The following is a 15606-nucleotide window of genomic DNA, read 5'->3' as shown; positions in this document are numbered from 1 at the left end:
TGCTTTTTCCTAAAAAAGAAAAAAGCGAGCGCGGATTTTGCCGCTTCGCTTTTCAAAAAAAAGAGGAAATTGATGAGCCTGCCTTGCCCTTATTTGACAAGTTCCAAAATTTTGCTTTGCATCACCTCCAAATCGTCGCCTTGTAGCATTACTTCGCCTTCGGGATTGATGAGCAAAAAGTAAGGAATTTCATCTACGCCATAGCCCAATACGGCGGCATTGTCCCAACCTTTTAGGTCGGTGGCGTGCAACCAATCCAACTGGTCTGTTAGGATAGCTTCGCGCCATTTTACGGCAGACTTATCTAAGGATACTGATAAAAAGGCGATATTTTTTGCCTTTATTTTTTGGTGCAACGCTACTTTTTTGGCGTTTTCGGCGCGGCTTGGCGTATCCCAAGATGCCCAAAAATCTAATAAAACCCATTTGCCTTTCAAATCGCTTAGGGCGATAGTCTTGCCTTCTTCCGAAGAGGGAAGGCGGAAATCGGGTGCGGGACTTTGATTTTTTACCTGACTAAGCTCGCTTTCTTTCCAGTGCATAAAGCCGAAAACAAGCAAGGCAATCGCCATAATAGGCAATACAATGAACGAAATTTTCATTATTTTGATGATGCTCCTCGCATCACGTTAGTAGGAAAGAGAAATAAGACAAGAAGTGAAATAAAACAAGAAGCAGGGACAGGACAATGAAAGAAGCACGAAAATATTTCGAAAATATTTTAAAATCCTATCAAAATAATAGGCTTCGTCTTTTATCAAATATTTTCAATCTTAGTTGTATTTTAAAAGGCGGAAGTTTCAATCTTGTATGTTTGGCACTGCCATAAAGCCTGCCCAAATGCCTGCCCAAATGAAAGAATAAGCCGCAAAGGTATTGTTTTTACAAACTCAAAAAAGTGAAATTTCGATTTTTTTATTACATCTGTCGTTTTTCAAAGCGATTTTGGGGTAGTAAGACACAAAAACGCCCTTTCTTTGTGTGCCTACAAAGGCGTTGTTACAACGATAAAAGCCTTAAATACACCCCACCCCAAACCCCAGTAATGTTAAGTTCTGTAAAAAAACTTGTTTTATCAAATTTGACACAAAATAAAATTTGGACTTAAACCCTAAGGGTCTTCAAGACCCTTAGGGTTTGGGGCATAGGGCAAGGCAATGCCTTGTCCCTACATTTGAACCTGATTTTTAGAATTTAACATTACTGCCCCATAGGGCGGGGCTTTTATGCGGTATCATTTTTTTGCATTTATGCAAAAAAATGATTTGGTTTTCGAACCCTCCCCTATGGGGGGAGGGCAGGGTGGGGGTTCAGTAGGTTTGCGCGAAGCACAAAACCCCGTTTTTTGACCTTCTGACTGTTGTAACAACGCCCTCTACAAAGAAAGAGCGTTTAGTTTTTCTATCCTTTTCTATTGTTTATATTTTTAGACTTAAAGCAAATCTTTTTGTGTCCCTTCTAAATGTGCCAACATTTGTTTGAATACCTGCTCTTTCAGGGCGGGCAGGTCGCTATTGCTAAGTCCTTGCGTAGAAATGGGAGGCAAAAATTCTACTTCTATCCAATTCGGTTTCAAACGCCAACTGTTTTTGGGCAGCATCTGGCGCGTATTTTTGATGACCATAGGCGCAATGGGTCTTTGTGTTTCTATTGCCAAAAGAAAAGCTCCGTCTTGAAAGCGCAGCAAAGGGTGTTCACTGTTGTTCATCGTGCCTTCGGGAAAGATAAGTACGTGAATACCCTTCTGCAATTTCTTTTTGATTTGTTGGAGGCTGTGCAAACGGCTTCGCAGGCTACTTCTATCTACTGTAATGCCAATATATTTAAAAATAAAACCAAAAACGGGCATTTTCAAAATTTCAATTTTCCCCAGCGGACGAAACTGTTTGGGTATTGCCACTGTGATAGCAGGCGAATCCATAAATGAATTGTGGTTGCCTACAAAGATGTAAGTTTCCTCTTTTTTGAGGTAAGATTTGCCACGAATTTTGAAAAAAATGCCACTCAAGGCACAGAAACCGTAACCCCAAAGGCGCATAAAGTAGAAGGCAAACACGCCACCACGCCGCTCCTCTATCGCAATCGGGATAATGATAAAGGGCAGACAAAGAAGCATAAAACTAAAAAACATCAGAAATGCCCACAGTGCGTAGATGCGCCAAATGAGTTCGGTTAGGGGGCGCGTCAGGGCAGGCGAGGGGCGGTGCTGCTCCCAATAGTGGCTCATTTCTGCTTTGAAGGCGGATACTTTTTCTTGAAACATGGCGATTATTGTTTAGTTTGAAGTTGTGTTTTAGAAAAAAGAAAAAGCACAAAAAACAAATAAGGATATTTTCTGCCAGATACTTTTCCTATTTTGTTGAACCATAAGCCTATCAGAGAAAAGAAAAACCCTGCAAAGCTACAACAAAATTCATTCTCTTATGCAATTACCCTAACGCAGAAAAGACAAAAACGATTTTTTTTGCGCCTAAAACCAAACAAATTTGTGCCTTTATGCAAAAAACTGTATCTTGTAACGCCTTCGAAGCGTTTGGTGTTTGTGCCAAAACCTTGCAGGCTTCTATGACCATAAGAACTGAATCCTACCTTAAAATATATGACCTTTTTAAAACGAATTTCACCGCAGGCGACGGCGGCTTTCTTCTTGCTTCTGTTGCTCTTTTTCCCACTTGCCTCTGATGGGCAAAAGCCCGACCGTCGTCTTGTTATCCGCAAAATTGCCGACCTAAACAAAAAGCGTTTGAAGGCTGAAAAAAATAAAGACTACGAGCAGGCAGTACGCTACTGTTGGGAAATTGCTGAAAGTTATCGCACTTTGGAGGGAAGCGGCTTAGTAGAAAGTTTTTATAGGCGTGCCATCATCAATGCCCAGCGCAAAGGGGATAAATTTTTAGAAGGGCGCAGTTACGAAAAATTGGCGGATACTTATCCTACCTTAAAATATTACAGCAAAAAAAAGGAATCCTACCAAAGTGCTTTAGACCTGTATCAACTTGCAGGCAGCAGTGAGCGCGAGGGTATCATTTTTAGAAAACAAGCCAAGATTTCACACGAAATGCGCGACTATTTCTATGCCATTGATGCGATAGAAAAGCTCTTAGCAAACGAACAAGCCTACCAACTTTCTAAAAATGAGCGCGAAAATTTCTATAAAATTCTGATAGAAGGCTATTCCAAACGCGGAGATGCCGAGCGCGTGAAATTGTATGACGGCTTATTGGAAAGTTCTTTGGCAGACCAAGAGGAGAAAAAAAATAAAAATAAGGCAAAGATAGAATCGGAAGCTCTCATCGATGAATCCCTGCTTTCGGAGCGCGAGGTAGAGATTTTGCGTGTGCAGAAACGACAATTAGTGCGCGATACGGCGTTGCAGGCATTAGCCATTCGCGTTAAAAATGATAGCATCAAACTCCAACAGGATAGCCTCGAAATTGCCGATTTGAAAAACAAAGAAAAAGATGCTTTAGCCAAAAAATATGAAGCGGAAAGGCAGACGCTCTTTTTTGTGTCGTTAAGTGTTTTGGCGGTCTTTGTCTTGGCGGTGGTTGCCTATGTCAATAAGCGCAAGTCGGCACAACGTCTGGCGCAGAAAAATATAGAAATAGAAGCCGAGCGCAAGAAATCTGATGCGCTTTTGCTCAACATTTTGCCCGAAGAAACGGCGCAAGAGTTAAAAGAAAATGGCGAAGCCAAGCCTAAAAACTATACCCAAGTTTCGGTCTTATTTACTGATTTTAAGGGCTTTACCCAAATATCGGAACAACTTTCGCCACAGGCTATCATTCAGGAATTAAACGAATGTTTTAAAGCCTTCGATGAAATTTGTCAGCAGTACAACCTCGAAAAGATTAAAACTATCGGTGATGCCTACATGTGTGCCGCAGGTGTGCCAATTCCCAATCAGACCAACGCCCTCGATGCAGTGCGGGCAGGTTTGGCAATGCAAGCCTTTATGCGCGAATGGAAAGCCAAAAAAATTGCCAACAACGAACCCATCTTCGAGCTTCGTTTGGGAATCCATACGGGGGCAGTGGTGGCAGGCGTGGTTGGAAACTATAAGTTTGCATACGACATTTGGGGCGATACCGTCAATACCGCTTCGCGTATGGAAAGCAGCGGCGAAATAGGAAAGGTCAATATTTCGGGAGCTACCTACGAATTAGTCAAAGACCATTTTATCTGCACCCATCGCGGCAAAATTGCGGCTAAAAACAAGGGCGATATAGATATGTACTTTGTGGAGGCAGAGAAATAAAGGAGTTGTAAAATGTAGGGACAAGGCATTGCCTTGTCTGAAAATAAGCACAAGAAAACCCTAAGTATCTGTAAGACACTTAGGGTTTGAGTCAGCTATAACACTCGACCTCATTGGGTCAGATTCGCGTATTTGGTGCTTTATTTTTCCAAAAAAAGCAAAAAACACGTGCCGAGCAGCATCAATATTTTTAAATAAAAACTTATTTTTTGATAGTCTTTTTTGTCCGTTGCCTTTGTAATCAAATGGATAAAACCCATACTTGCGATAAGGACAAGCAGGGAAAGTCCGTATAATAGTGCATTTTTAAACCAAAATGAAAATAAAGCCAGACTAAAATCTAAAAAAACAAGCAAAGTCAGGAGCGTTCTCTTTGTAAAATCTTCGCCATACTGTATCGGCAAAGTTTGACAATCGCCTGCCAAATCGCCTTCTATATCTTCTACATCTTTTACAATTTCGCGCAAAAGCGAAACCAAAAAAGCAAAATAGGCATACAATCCTAACCAAAGAAAAGAATGTACTTTAAAATTCAAAGTTAGTAAAAGCAGGGGCGCAGTGCTGCAAAGTGCAATTATAAGATTGCCTACCCAAGCTATTTTCTTAGCCTTTTGTGCATAGAAAAAAAGCAAAATTTCTAAGCCCAAGACCAATAAAAAAGTAGGCAGGTTCAGACAAAGAGCCAAAATAAGTGCCAGAAAATTGAAAAGCCAAGCGGCTGATACTAAGGTATTTATCCCTACTTTTTGCACTTTTAGAAAACGGTCGGGACGGTTTTTTGCGTCAATAGGTTGGTCTTTCCAATCATTGAGCCAATAGCCTGCGGCGGCTACCAAAAAAGTAATCGTAAAAAGAAGCACTAAGATTTGGAAAGGCGAAAAATGCGAATTGATGCCTTTTTGGGTGGTCAGATGCAAATAAGTTAGTCCTTCCAAAAGCAGCATCAACGCCCAATTATGGGGGCGCGAAAGGGCAAACAAAAGGGGTATTTTGGAAACGAAGCAGGGGAGGGGTTGCGCTTGCGCTAAGGGCGGCTTTGGCAATGACATCGAGGCGAGAGGCGCGGAAATGGGCGCGATTAGTTGTGTTATTGAAGGGCGAAAATAGTTTAAAAAGTTTATCTTTTAGGCTTAAAAACTTGAGAGGAGAGCAAGGCTCTCCCCACAAGGTCTTTCAACCAGCTATGAAAAAGCTCAGAAGTTCAAACTACAAAGTAGCTCTTACTTCTGACTTCAAATATACAGAAAAAAAATGATAGCATGCAAGCCTTATCCGCTTTTTTTCAAAAAAAAGTAAAAGAAATGGGGTAGAAAGCACGATTTTTTGAACCCAAAAGGGAAAAATTGCCATTTGGTTTTCTTTTGGCTCTCATTTGGCTCTGATTTTATTTTGGAACAACCCTAATTTTCTTCTTCTAAGACCTCTAAAAGGGCTTGTAATTTTTCTACGGTCTGGCTTTGTTTCTCCTCTTCAAAGGCAACGATAAGGTTTCGCAAGACGCGGCGGATAATCTGGACGTGGTCGCAGGGCAGGTGAAAGATGTCGAGCATCGGGAGTTTGAGCGTGCGGACGTATTCTTCGATGTCGCTTTTTTGAAAAATGCTTCCATAGTTGAAGGGATTGATAAAAAACTGTTGCTGTGTATCTAAATAAGTTAGGACAAAAATGTTGGGTAAATTCACACCATAAAGCGGTAATCCTATTTTTCTACCTAAAATCATATACAAGATAGAAAGACTAATGGGATTGCCTTTGCGCCTTTCTATCACCGAAAGCAGAAATGAATTTTGGGGGCTATGAAAGCTATCGATGTCGGGTTTGAAGCCTAAGGTTTCGAAAAATACGTAGTTAAGCCGCCTTAAAAGTTCTTGCATGGGCAGGGCAGGGGTAGCAGTTTGGGCAACTGTTTGGGCTAATTTATCGATATGTAAAATAAAATAGTCGTAATCTAATTCGGGTTCTACAATTTTATTCAAAATCCAGAAGGCGCGGAGCAAATCCTGCGGCTCTTGTGTGTGCCATTCTTGCAGTTCGGCAATGAGGTTATTTTTTTTGACGCGCTCGATAAAGGCTTCCAAAGTAGGGACTAAATAGGCGTAGGCAGCCTCTTTTTTTGCATTTTCTAACCAAGATACAATTCTATCACCTTCTTGTAAAAGTTCTTGTTCCACTTGTAGGCGCACTTCTTGGTCGGTATCGTCTAAAAGGAGCAGCAGGGCATTAAATTTTTGGGGATTCATCATACAAGATTGCAGTAAATAGTCAGACTAATAATTAAGGATAAGTAAATCGTAAGGCAAAGATGAAACTATCTGCGATAAAACCGAACCCAAGCGGCTTTATTTTTCAGCGTTGGGGTTGTTTTTTTTAAGAAAAGTCCCTAATAAGGTCTTGACTTTGAGGCGGCTTTCGGTTTTTTGCTCGTTGTTTAAAAGTGCGCGTTTCAACATCTGTTTTTCTACCAATACTTCCATCGGTTTGAGCAAAATAGCAATAATTCCCTTTAAAAGCAAGCCCACTAAGGTATCATTTTCTACAAACTCCTCAATTCGCGGCTCGATAAGTCCTTCGGAAAGAAAAAATAAGGCGATTCCGATAAAAATAACAAGAGTGGTCGCCTTTCTGCCAATACGCGCCTGTGTGAGCAGGTCGATGGTCTGTTGTAGGCGTTCATTTTGTTCGGTAATTTGTTCGTTGGCGCGGTTGAGTTTATTTTGCAGGCGGTCGCTTACTGAGGTAATGAGCTTACTTTCGTTCAATAACAGTTCGTAATTTTCTAAAAGTATAGCGTACTCTTCCTGTAAAGTTTTTAAATCAGGTTCTTGGTGCAATAATTTCTTGAAGTTTTTGAGTTTTTGTTGTTCTTTCTCAAAAACGTGTCCGCGTTTTAGCGAGTCGTCCATTTGGAATGGGAAGAGTAGGTGAGGGCAAAGTTGAAGGAAAGACGCAAATGCAAGGGGTAGGGTTGCCTTTCCTCCGCCGCTTGTGCCTGCCTATTTGACTTGGTAGCAGCAAGCGGCTTCGGGGCATTTTATTAGTCTGTCTTGACGCTATTTGCCATTTTTTCGGCGTTTTCGGCGATACGCAATTTTTCTATAAATTCCTCAATTTCGCCGTTCATGACCATAGGCAGATTGAAGACGCTGAAATTGATGCGGTGGTCGGTTACGCGCCCTTGTGGATAGTTGTAGGTTCTAATTTTTTCGGAACGGTCGCCACTTCTCACCAAAGATTTGCGGGCTGCGCTGGTTTCGGCTTGCTTTTTTTGCAGCTCCAAATCGTAAAGCCTCGCTTTTAGCACCTTTAAGGCGCGTTCATAGTTTTTGATTTGCGAGCGTTCTGCCTGACATTCTACCACTACGCCTGTGGGTAGGTGCGTTAGGCGAATGGCAGATTCGGTCTTATTGACGTGCTGCCCACCTGCACCAGAGGCGCGAAAGGTGTCTTTTTTGATGTCGGACATATTGAGTTCGACCTCCACATCTTCATCTTCGGGCAGAACGGCAACAGTGGCTGCCGAGGTATGCACTCTGCCCTGCGTTTCTGTATCGGGTACGCGCTGTACGCGATGTACGCCCGATTCAAATTTGAGTTTGGCATAAACTTCTTCGCCTTCGATGCTGACGATAATCTCTTTGTAGCCGCCTGCCGTCCCTTCGGTAGCCGACATGACTTCAAACTTCCACCCTATTTTTTCGGCAAAACGCTGATACATGCGATACAAGTCGCCTGCAAAGATGGCGGCTTCGTCGCCTCCCGTACCGCCGCGAATTTCGAGCAATGCGTTTTTGTCGTCGTTGGGGTCTTTGGGAATGAGTAGCGTTTTGAGTTCCTCTTCTAAGGTTTCAATTTGAGGCTCTAATTCGCTAATTTCGGCTTTGGTCAGGTCGCGAAATTCGGGGTCTTTTTCAGTTTGTAGGATAGCTTTGGCATTTTCCAAGTTGGAAAGTGCCAAATCGTAAGCGTCATACTTGACTACGATTTTTTCCAAGTCTTTGTATTCTTTGCTCAATTTGGCAAAGGCTTTCATGTCCGACATGACTTCTGGCTCTGCCAGTTCATCGCGAACCGCCTCATAGCGTTTCTTTATTTCTCGCAATTTATCTATCATAAGCTAAACTAATTCAGGCTAATAGGGTCAAGGGTAAGGACAAGGTATGCAAAAAAGAAACGCAAAGATAGGAAAAAAGGTAGAATTACGCGCTTTTTTTTGTGCCAATGCCAATCTAATATGCGGCTGTTGTCTTGATACGAACCTTTTTCAACCGCACTTTTAAATAGGGCAAGTTTGGTTTGGCTACAAAAAATTGTTAGACCCGACAATTATAAAAATGTGTTGTCTAAAATATTTAAAAATGATTTGAATAAATATAATGTTAAATTTGCCAAAAAAGACTTGATTTTTTAAGTGTCAATGCCTCTTTTCTGATTTTTCTGCGGTAGTGAATGGTGAGTATGATGCTAAGGGCAATGGTAATGCCTCTAAAAATATTGCTTGCGCCGCCTCCTAAGGCGTTAGGACTGACTTCAAAGAGTACCCAAGAAAGATTCATAAATGTATGAAAAAAAATAGGTATCCATAAATTGTACCGCCATTCTACAAAAAGCCAAGCAAACCAGCCTGCTCCCATCGCCGTAACCAGAAAAATTCCCAACAGTTCGCCCCAAGTGCTGCCCTGATAGAGGTGCGCTATGCCGAAAATGACCGCTCCTAAGAGTGCGGCAGGGATAAAACCCCATTTTGCCCTGCGAAACAAGACCCCAAAAAGAAAACTGCGAAAGAGAAATTCCTCACTTAGAGCTGCTCCTAAGGTTTTGAAAAAGAGTCCCTGCCAAGAAAATTCGCCATCGAAACGCCCTAAAACTGCCGAACTAACCAACATGGGCAGCGTACAAAAAAGTGCGAAAAAAATAGCAATTAAAAAGTTAGAAACAAAACCTTCTTCTTTGCCTTCGTTCCCCTTTGCCCTTACGCCCACTTCTACAAAAAGATTTTTAAATCCGAACAAAAAGCCCATCACAAGCAGAGGCGGAATAAACCAAAGCCCATAGACCATATAAACGCGCGACTGACCGCTGGGAATGCTAATAGCAAAAAAAGCAACTATTTCTTTCCAAAGGTAAAAAACGGTTAGAAAGGTAATAAGAACACAAAATGAAATAAGCGGGGAAGAAGGGGCAGTGTTTGGCTTCATACAAAAAGATAAAAAAATGTGGACACTTTTCAAAATTAGCCTAAAAACACGAAAAGAGCAAACTATCGCCAAATAAAATCATTCGGCTTGGTATAAAATTTGAGCAAGACGCTCGAAATAACAACAAAACGAACCTTTACAACTTTGTGAAGCGGACATCAAGGCAGCCCTTTTTTCAAGGCACACGATTATTGGCTTTCCTATTGGCACTGCATATCTTCAATTACAGCTTAGATATGCCTACTTATTCTACGTTTCAGCAAAAAAAGGTTTACAAAAAAGTACAAAAAAATAAATATATTGTAGTAGAAACTATCGGTAGCAAATACAGCACCGAAGACGAAACGGAAAGTTTGGCAGAGCTAATGATTGAGTCTTGGTGCAATGATAGCAGCATTTTTCAAGATTTTGACGAAAATGATGGCAGCGATACGGATAGTAATTTACTGAAAAAAGTAGATTTGTTTTTTAATGCTTATCATAAAAAGATACTTTTCCCCTTTTATTTTCCCTCTGTTTTATTTAATCCTGCGCCTACTCAAAAATTGGTGCGAATTTTTTTTGATACACTTGCGCCACCACCTGATTTTTTGATTTGAATAAATAACTTTTTTCAATCAAAAAATAAAAAACAAGATGGAATTTAAAAATCAAACCCTCCTCCAAAAAGGGCGTTCTAAGTTGCTGCCCTTCCTTTTCCTGCTCTTTGCTTTTTTAGGCGCAAATCGTTTGCAGGCACAAGACCCTTTTGAAACAAGCACAAATGCTACCGACAGTGTGGCGCAAGTGTTAGACAGCCTTTACATTGTAGAGGTGCAGGATTCGAAACAAAAAGATAAAGTGCTACACGCCGAGCCGCTTTACATCGACCTGATACGCGATTTAGGTGCGCGAAAGGGCGAAAGAGAGTGGAATATTGGCGGCGGCATTACCGATTTACAGCATTACGACAAGTACAGTTTTCTGGTAGAATATGAATTTGCGCCCATAGACCGTTTGGGCTTAGAAATAGAAGTCCCTCTGACGTTTTATTTTAACTCTTACAACCAAAACGGGCAAGACCTAAATGCGCCCTCTCGCCCTGCGAATCGCATAGAAGGGTTAAAATTGGCGGCGCAATGGTCTTTTTGGGTTTCCGAAAAAAATAAAACAACGCTGGCTTTGGGGTATATCAATGAGTTGGAACTCTACGATTTGCCTAAATTGTCGCTTCAAAGAAATTTTCAAGGCAATTTGTTCAACCCTTTTTTGGTAGCAGCGAAAAGGTGGGGTACAAATTTTCACACGCTTCTCTACACAGGTGGGCGTTTCGTGCGCCACTTTAAGCCCGATTCAGAGGGCAAAATTTGGAATACTGCCTTTGAAAACAATTTGAGCCTTCATTACATGATTTCGGGTACGCGCAATTTTATTGGTTTGGAAATCAACCAGTTGCGTCAGAATAAGGGTTGGCATACGGTTTTGCGTCCGCAGATGCGCGTGAGTTTGGCGGATAATTTAATGATAGGTATTGTAGGAGGAATCCCGCTAAACCGCCAGCAGGAACGCCTTAGCAGTTTTGTGCGGATTATCTATGAACCCTCTCATAGGCACGTTACGCACCTTTCTGCGGCGCGTATGAAAAGGCAAACCGCCCACTAAGTTTTTGTTTTAAAAAAGCCAAAAGACTTCAAGACTTTTAGGTTTTAAAACCCTCAAAGGGCTTTTGTCCGATAGTGAAACAAGTTTGTCCGCTATCGGACATTTTTTTTTAAAAATGGCACGCCTACAAAATTATAACTTGCTGAAAATGAGCGACTTATGTTGGCATATCGAATTTGGCAGGCGTTTGGCAATATAGCTTGTGTCTTTACGACAACAAATCTTTATCTCCAAACCTTTTCAATTTCTTAAATTCTTCTCGATTATGAAAACTTTTGTTTTAGCCCTCGCCAAGTCATTTTTCGTTGCTTTCTTTGTAATTGCTGCTACTAATAGCACTTACGCCAACTTGCCTTCTGACAAAACCACTGAAAAAGCTCGCTCTGCCGTTGCTGCCGCTGCTCCCGATGATTGGAAAACTTATGCCGAAAGTGCCGCTAAGTGTATCCGCAAAGGCGTGAATATGAAGGAAGCACACGACTGGTTAGAAAAATCTATCGCTATCCAAGCCAACCCCTACAATTTGGAAGTGCGCGGCGACTACTATGCAGCCATGAACTTACCCGAAAAAGCCATCGAAGCCTACATCGAGGCAATGAACGTAAAGCGTAGCAAAAACGGTACAGATGCCGACGTTACGGCTTTACAAGAAAAAATCATGAACATCAAGCGATAAGCAGGCTGCCCTTTGTGGCAGAAAAGATGCGCTATTTTTTGTAAATGGTTTGCGGCAAAGAAAGTCTTTATTCTTTAAAGGTTCTGTTCCTCAAAAACAAAGCCAAATAAAGTTTGCCTTTCTTTACTGATAACGGGAAGATACCCTTGCGGCAAGCACTCTGCCAAAAGGGTTCTTTTTTTTCGATTGGTCAGAAGAAGAAAAAAATGGGATTTCCTGCCTTTTTTGTAGCTTTTTTAACGAAAAATGACGTATTTTGCTTTTCTATCCTTTTGGCTAAAAAAACAAAAAATGTCCCATACTCCCTCGCTTGCGCACGAACATTATTTGGCTGCCCAAGCCGCCTTCGACGACCAAGACGCACAGCAAGCCTACCGCCTTTTACAAATTGCGTTCGAAACCGACATCGCTTACCGACCGCTCTACCAATTAGCAGCACGCCTCTTTGCCCACTCGAATTTGCCCCACTGTGCTGACCTCTTTGATGAAGCCCTCAAAGATTTCGAGAACGATACCGTCTTTTTTCGTTTGGGCTATGATTTAGTAGGGGCAGGACAGTTTCGTTTGGCTGTTCCTTTTTTAGAGCATGCCCTTGCCCTTTATCCGCGTGCCGCCACTGCCTTAGAGCTATCCTTAGCCCTAACCGCTACTTTTCAGATAGAAAAATCCTTACAAGTTTTAGAACCTTATCTGAAAACGGAAAAAAATTCATTTTGGTTTATTTATCAATATCACTATTGTAGCCTTCTTTTTGCCTTCCAAAATCAAAATCCGCTCGAAATCAGGACTTGGATAGAACACGCCAAAACCAGCGGTATTTTACAACGCTATGCCGAAAGTGAAGATGCCACCATACGCGAATACGCCCTCACCTCGTTAGAGGAGATGCTCAATCGCTTTGAAGCCGTCGCCCAGCAGGGCGCACCTGCCCCACACATTCGCGATTGGCATTTTATCCAATATGGCGCAGCGATTCTCAATTTTTTAGATGAAACGCAGCAAGAAGAAGAATTAGCCGCAGGGCGTTTTGTGCATCTTTGGGAAAGCAAAGATACCGTAGAACTAACCCTTGCCAAGCTCAAACGCTTTCTTGCCAAAATCTACCGACAAGGCGAAACGGAGGAAGATTTTTTCAAAGTGGTTATTGGGCTTTCCGATAGAAATTCTGAAATACTTGGCATGGCAATCGCTAAGATGCTTGCGCTGCCCTATCTTTCTGAAAAAGACATCGCCTTAGATACCGAATATGCCCTTGTGGTAGGGAGCGAAAGTACCTTTTTTAATAATTATCCCGAACTTTCTACCATCAAAAAAAATCAAGTGCTATTTGCCTATCACCAGAGTTGGTTTGATGAAACGACAAATCAGCCCGATATTGTAGGGCATATCAGTCAGTTTTATTCTTTCCCTTGGCAGGGTGAGGGCTATCTTTTCAACCCCGAAACGAAAAATTTGGAAGCCGCTCCCAAAGATGAGCGTCCTGCCCATCTCATTGCGCAGGAATTAGCCAAGACCAACAAAGGCTTGTGGCTACCCGATAGCTTCTACAAAAATTTGCAATTTTATCAAACACATAAAGCCTTTTTAAAGGGCGGCATGCAAGATTTGCGCCCTCTACGCCTACACTACAAAACCGATAGCCCTTTGGCAGGGAACGCGCTGATGTAGTTTTTAACCCAATGCTATTCTTTTTTTACGTATGCAAAACACCCTTTCTACCGATATTACACAGAAAATAAACGAGTGGCGCAACTTAGCTCCTGCCTTGCGCCAAGCCATAGACGCTTTGAGTGAGAGCGAAAAAATCGATGCCTTCTATCAACATTTAGAATTTGGCACAGGGGGCTTGCGCGGCGTTGTCGGCGTGGGTACAAATCGCATGAACCGCTACACCGTAGGGGCAGCCACACAGGGTTTGGCAAATTATTTGAAAAAATCCTTTCCTTTGCAGCCCATTTCTGTCGCGATTGCCTACGATAATCGCCATTCTTCTAAGGACTTTGCCCAACTGGTGGCAGATATTTTTTCGGCAAATGGTATCAAAGTTTTTCTCTTTTCAGAATTGCGCCCTACTCCGCTGCTCTCTTTTGCGATTCGTTATTTGGGTTGTCAGAGTGGAGTTGTCTTGACGGCTTCGCACAATCCGCCCGAATACAATGGCTACAAAGCCTATTGGCAAGATGGCGGACAGGTTGTAGAGCCGCACGATGTCAATATTATGGCGGAAGTGGAGGCGATTCAGCGCGATTATGGTCAGATTTTATTTGAAGGCAAGCCCGATTTGATAGAAATTCTTAGCGCAGGTAGAGTAGAAAATGCCTATCTTGATGCAATGGCAGCTCTTTTTCCGATAGAAACGGCAGGCGAAAAGCACCCCCTTTCTATCGTGTATTCCTCCCTGCATGGCACAGGAATTACCCTTGTTCCCCAAATTTTGGAAAGGGCAGGTTTTGAAAACGTCCATATCGTAGAGGCGCAGGCTATCCCCGACGGCGACTTCCCTACCGTCAAATCGCCAAATCCCGAAGAAGGCGAAGCCCTCACGATGGCATTGGAAAAGGCGCAAGCTCTACAAGCCGACTTGGTGCTGGCAAATGACCCCGATGCCGACCGCGTGGGTATTGCGGTGCGAAATGCAGCCCAAGAGCTTGTTCTGCTCAATGGCAACCAAACAGGGGCTTTGCTAACTTATTATTGGCTCAAAAAAAGCAAAAAATTAAACCAACTCCCCCCTAACGCCTTAGTTATCAAGACTATCGTAACTTCCGACTTGATTGAGCGCATTGCCACTGCCGAAGGGGTAGAGTGCTTAGAAACGCTCACAGGATTCAAACATATTGCGGCTCTGATTCGTAATTTAGAAAAAGAGAAACAGTTTGTCATCGGGGGTGAGGAAAGTTATGGCTACCTGATTGGCGATAAAGTGCGCGATAAAGACGGCGTAATGGCTTGTGCTGCCATTGCACTAATGGCGGCAGACCTGCAAAAAGAGGGGCGCAGCCTTTGGGATTTGCTTTTAGAAATCTATCAAAAGCAGGGTTTCTTTTTGGAAAGTTTGCTTTCTATCACCAAAAAAGGAAAAGAAGGAAACGAGGCTATCAAAAAAATGATGGCAGATTTTAGAAAAACACCGCCAAGCACCTTAGCAGGTGCGAAGGTAGTAGAGATTCGCGATTTTCAGACCCAAAAAACGCAACGCCTTACGGCAAGCGGCGAAAAAGTGGAGCAGCCTCTCATAGGTTTTCCCCTTTCTGATGTCTTACAGCTCATTACCGAAACAGGCGACAAGGTTTCGATGCGCCCTTCGGGTACAGAGCCTAAAATCAAATTTTATTTTAGTGCCGTCTTGCCTCTTTCAAAAAAGGAAGACTACGCTAAGGTAGAAGCCGATTTAAAGGCGCGTTTAGAAGGCATGAAAAAGGAGTTAGTTGGGTAGAAAAAGTCGTTGTTGCAGTGTGGTCAGAAAGTCAAAAAAGGGGGGGCAAACCTACTAAACCCCTACCCCAGTGATTTTAAACTCTAAAAATCAAATGCGAATGTAGGGACAAGGCATTGCCTTGTCTGTCGTGAGATTGAAATAAAAAAGGGACTCATGCCAAATTTTATTTCGTTTCTAATTTCACAAGACGAGTTCTTTCACAGAACTTAACATTACTGCGCTACAAAGGAGTTTCGCATTGCTTTCAAAAACGTGCGAAGCTGGAGCTTCGCGCTACCATGTAGTGATGTTAAACTCTAAAAATCAAATGCAAATGTAGGGACAAGGCACTGCCTTGTCTGTCGTGAGATTGAAATAAAAAAGGGACTCATGCCAAATTTTATTTCGTTTCTAATTT

General features: G+C 42.3%; 13 protein-coding genes. 6 read left to right on the top strand and 7 right to left on the bottom strand.

The features are described 5' to 3' along the window. Nucleotides 1-89: 89 nt before the first annotated feature. Nucleotides 90-602 (bottom strand): TlpA family protein disulfide reductase, encoded by a 513-nt coding sequence (locus G500_RS22270; RefSeq protein WP_051203271.1) that lies wholly within the window; start codon nt 600-602, stop codon nt 90-92. A gap of 830 nt (nt 603-1432) precedes the next feature. Beyond that, nucleotides 1433-2263 (bottom strand): lysophospholipid acyltransferase family protein, encoded by an 831-nt coding sequence (locus G500_RS22265; protein WP_051203270.1) that lies wholly within the window; start codon nt 2261-2263, stop codon nt 1433-1435. Between the two features lie 336 nt (nt 2264-2599). Here G500_RS22265 and G500_RS24800 point away from each other — a divergent pair, with 336 nt between their 5' ends. Next, entirely contained in the window at nt 2600-4258 is a 1659-nt protein-coding gene (locus G500_RS24800) for an adenylate/guanylate cyclase domain-containing protein (protein ID WP_051203269.1), read from the top strand. Nucleotides 4259-4398: 140 nt separating this feature from the next. Here G500_RS24800 and G500_RS0104070 read toward each other — a convergent pair whose 3' ends face one another. From G500_RS0104070 to G500_RS22250, 5 genes are all read right to left on the bottom strand, one after another. Further along, nucleotides 4399-5307, bottom strand: coding sequence for a geranylgeranylglycerol-phosphate geranylgeranyltransferase (locus G500_RS0104070; protein WP_027001666.1), 909 nt, complete (start codon nt 5305-5307; stop codon nt 4399-4401). Between the two features lie 351 nt (nt 5308-5658). Continuing rightward, nucleotides 5659-6501, bottom strand: coding sequence for a transglutaminase-like domain-containing protein (locus G500_RS0104060; RefSeq protein ID WP_086047803.1), 843 nt, complete (start codon nt 6499-6501; stop codon nt 5659-5661). A 96-nt stretch (nt 6502-6597) separates the two neighbouring features. Further along, on the bottom strand, nt 6598-7161 hold the full coding sequence (locus tag G500_RS22255; RefSeq protein ID WP_086047802.1) for a hypothetical protein: 564 nt from the start codon (nt 7159-7161) through the stop codon (nt 6598-6600). A 131-nt stretch (nt 7162-7292) separates the two neighbouring features. Next, entirely contained in the window at nt 7293-8369 is a 1077-nt protein-coding gene (prfA, locus tag G500_RS0104045) for a peptide chain release factor 1 (RefSeq protein WP_027001664.1), read from the bottom strand. 265 nt (nt 8370-8634) lie between these two features. Then, nucleotides 8635-9453, bottom strand: coding sequence for a CPBP family intramembrane glutamic endopeptidase (locus G500_RS22250; protein WP_051203268.1), 819 nt, complete (start codon nt 9451-9453; stop codon nt 8635-8637). Nucleotides 9454-9599: 146 nt separating this feature from the next. On the opposite strand from G500_RS22250, the gene G500_RS0104030 reads away from it, so the two are divergent. The 5 genes from G500_RS0104030 to G500_RS0104010 all read left to right on the top strand — a co-directional run bounded on the left by G500_RS0104030 (nt 9600) and on the right by G500_RS0104010 (nt 15206). After that, nucleotides 9600-10052, top strand: coding sequence for a hypothetical protein (locus tag G500_RS0104030; RefSeq protein WP_154657005.1), 453 nt, complete (start codon nt 9600-9602; stop codon nt 10050-10052). A 37-nt stretch (nt 10053-10089) separates the two neighbouring features. Next, nucleotides 10090-11094, top strand: coding sequence for an HAEPLYID family protein (locus G500_RS22245; protein ID WP_051203267.1), 1005 nt, complete (start codon nt 10090-10092; stop codon nt 11092-11094). Nucleotides 11095-11359: 265 nt separating this feature from the next. Continuing rightward, a complete protein-coding gene (locus G500_RS0104020) occupies nt 11360-11770 on the top strand; it encodes a hypothetical protein (RefSeq protein ID WP_027001661.1) in 411 nt (136 codons plus the stop codon). Between the two features lie 291 nt (nt 11771-12061). Then, nucleotides 12062-13438, top strand: a complete 1377-nt coding sequence (locus tag G500_RS0104015) for a tetratricopeptide repeat protein (RefSeq protein ID WP_154657004.1) — start codon at nt 12062-12064, stop codon at nt 13436-13438. 31 nt (nt 13439-13469) lie between these two features. Then, nucleotides 13470-15206, top strand: a complete 1737-nt coding sequence (locus tag G500_RS0104010) for a phospho-sugar mutase (RefSeq protein WP_027001659.1) — start codon at nt 13470-13472, stop codon at nt 15204-15206. The last annotated feature ends 400 nt before the right edge of the window (nt 15207-15606 follow it).

This window comes from Hugenholtzia roseola DSM 9546, from assembly GCF_000422585.1.
GTDB classification, from domain to species: domain Bacteria; phylum Bacteroidota; class Bacteroidia; order Cytophagales; family Bernardetiaceae; genus Hugenholtzia; species Hugenholtzia roseola.
This window is presented reverse-complemented; position numbering and strand designations above follow the sequence as displayed.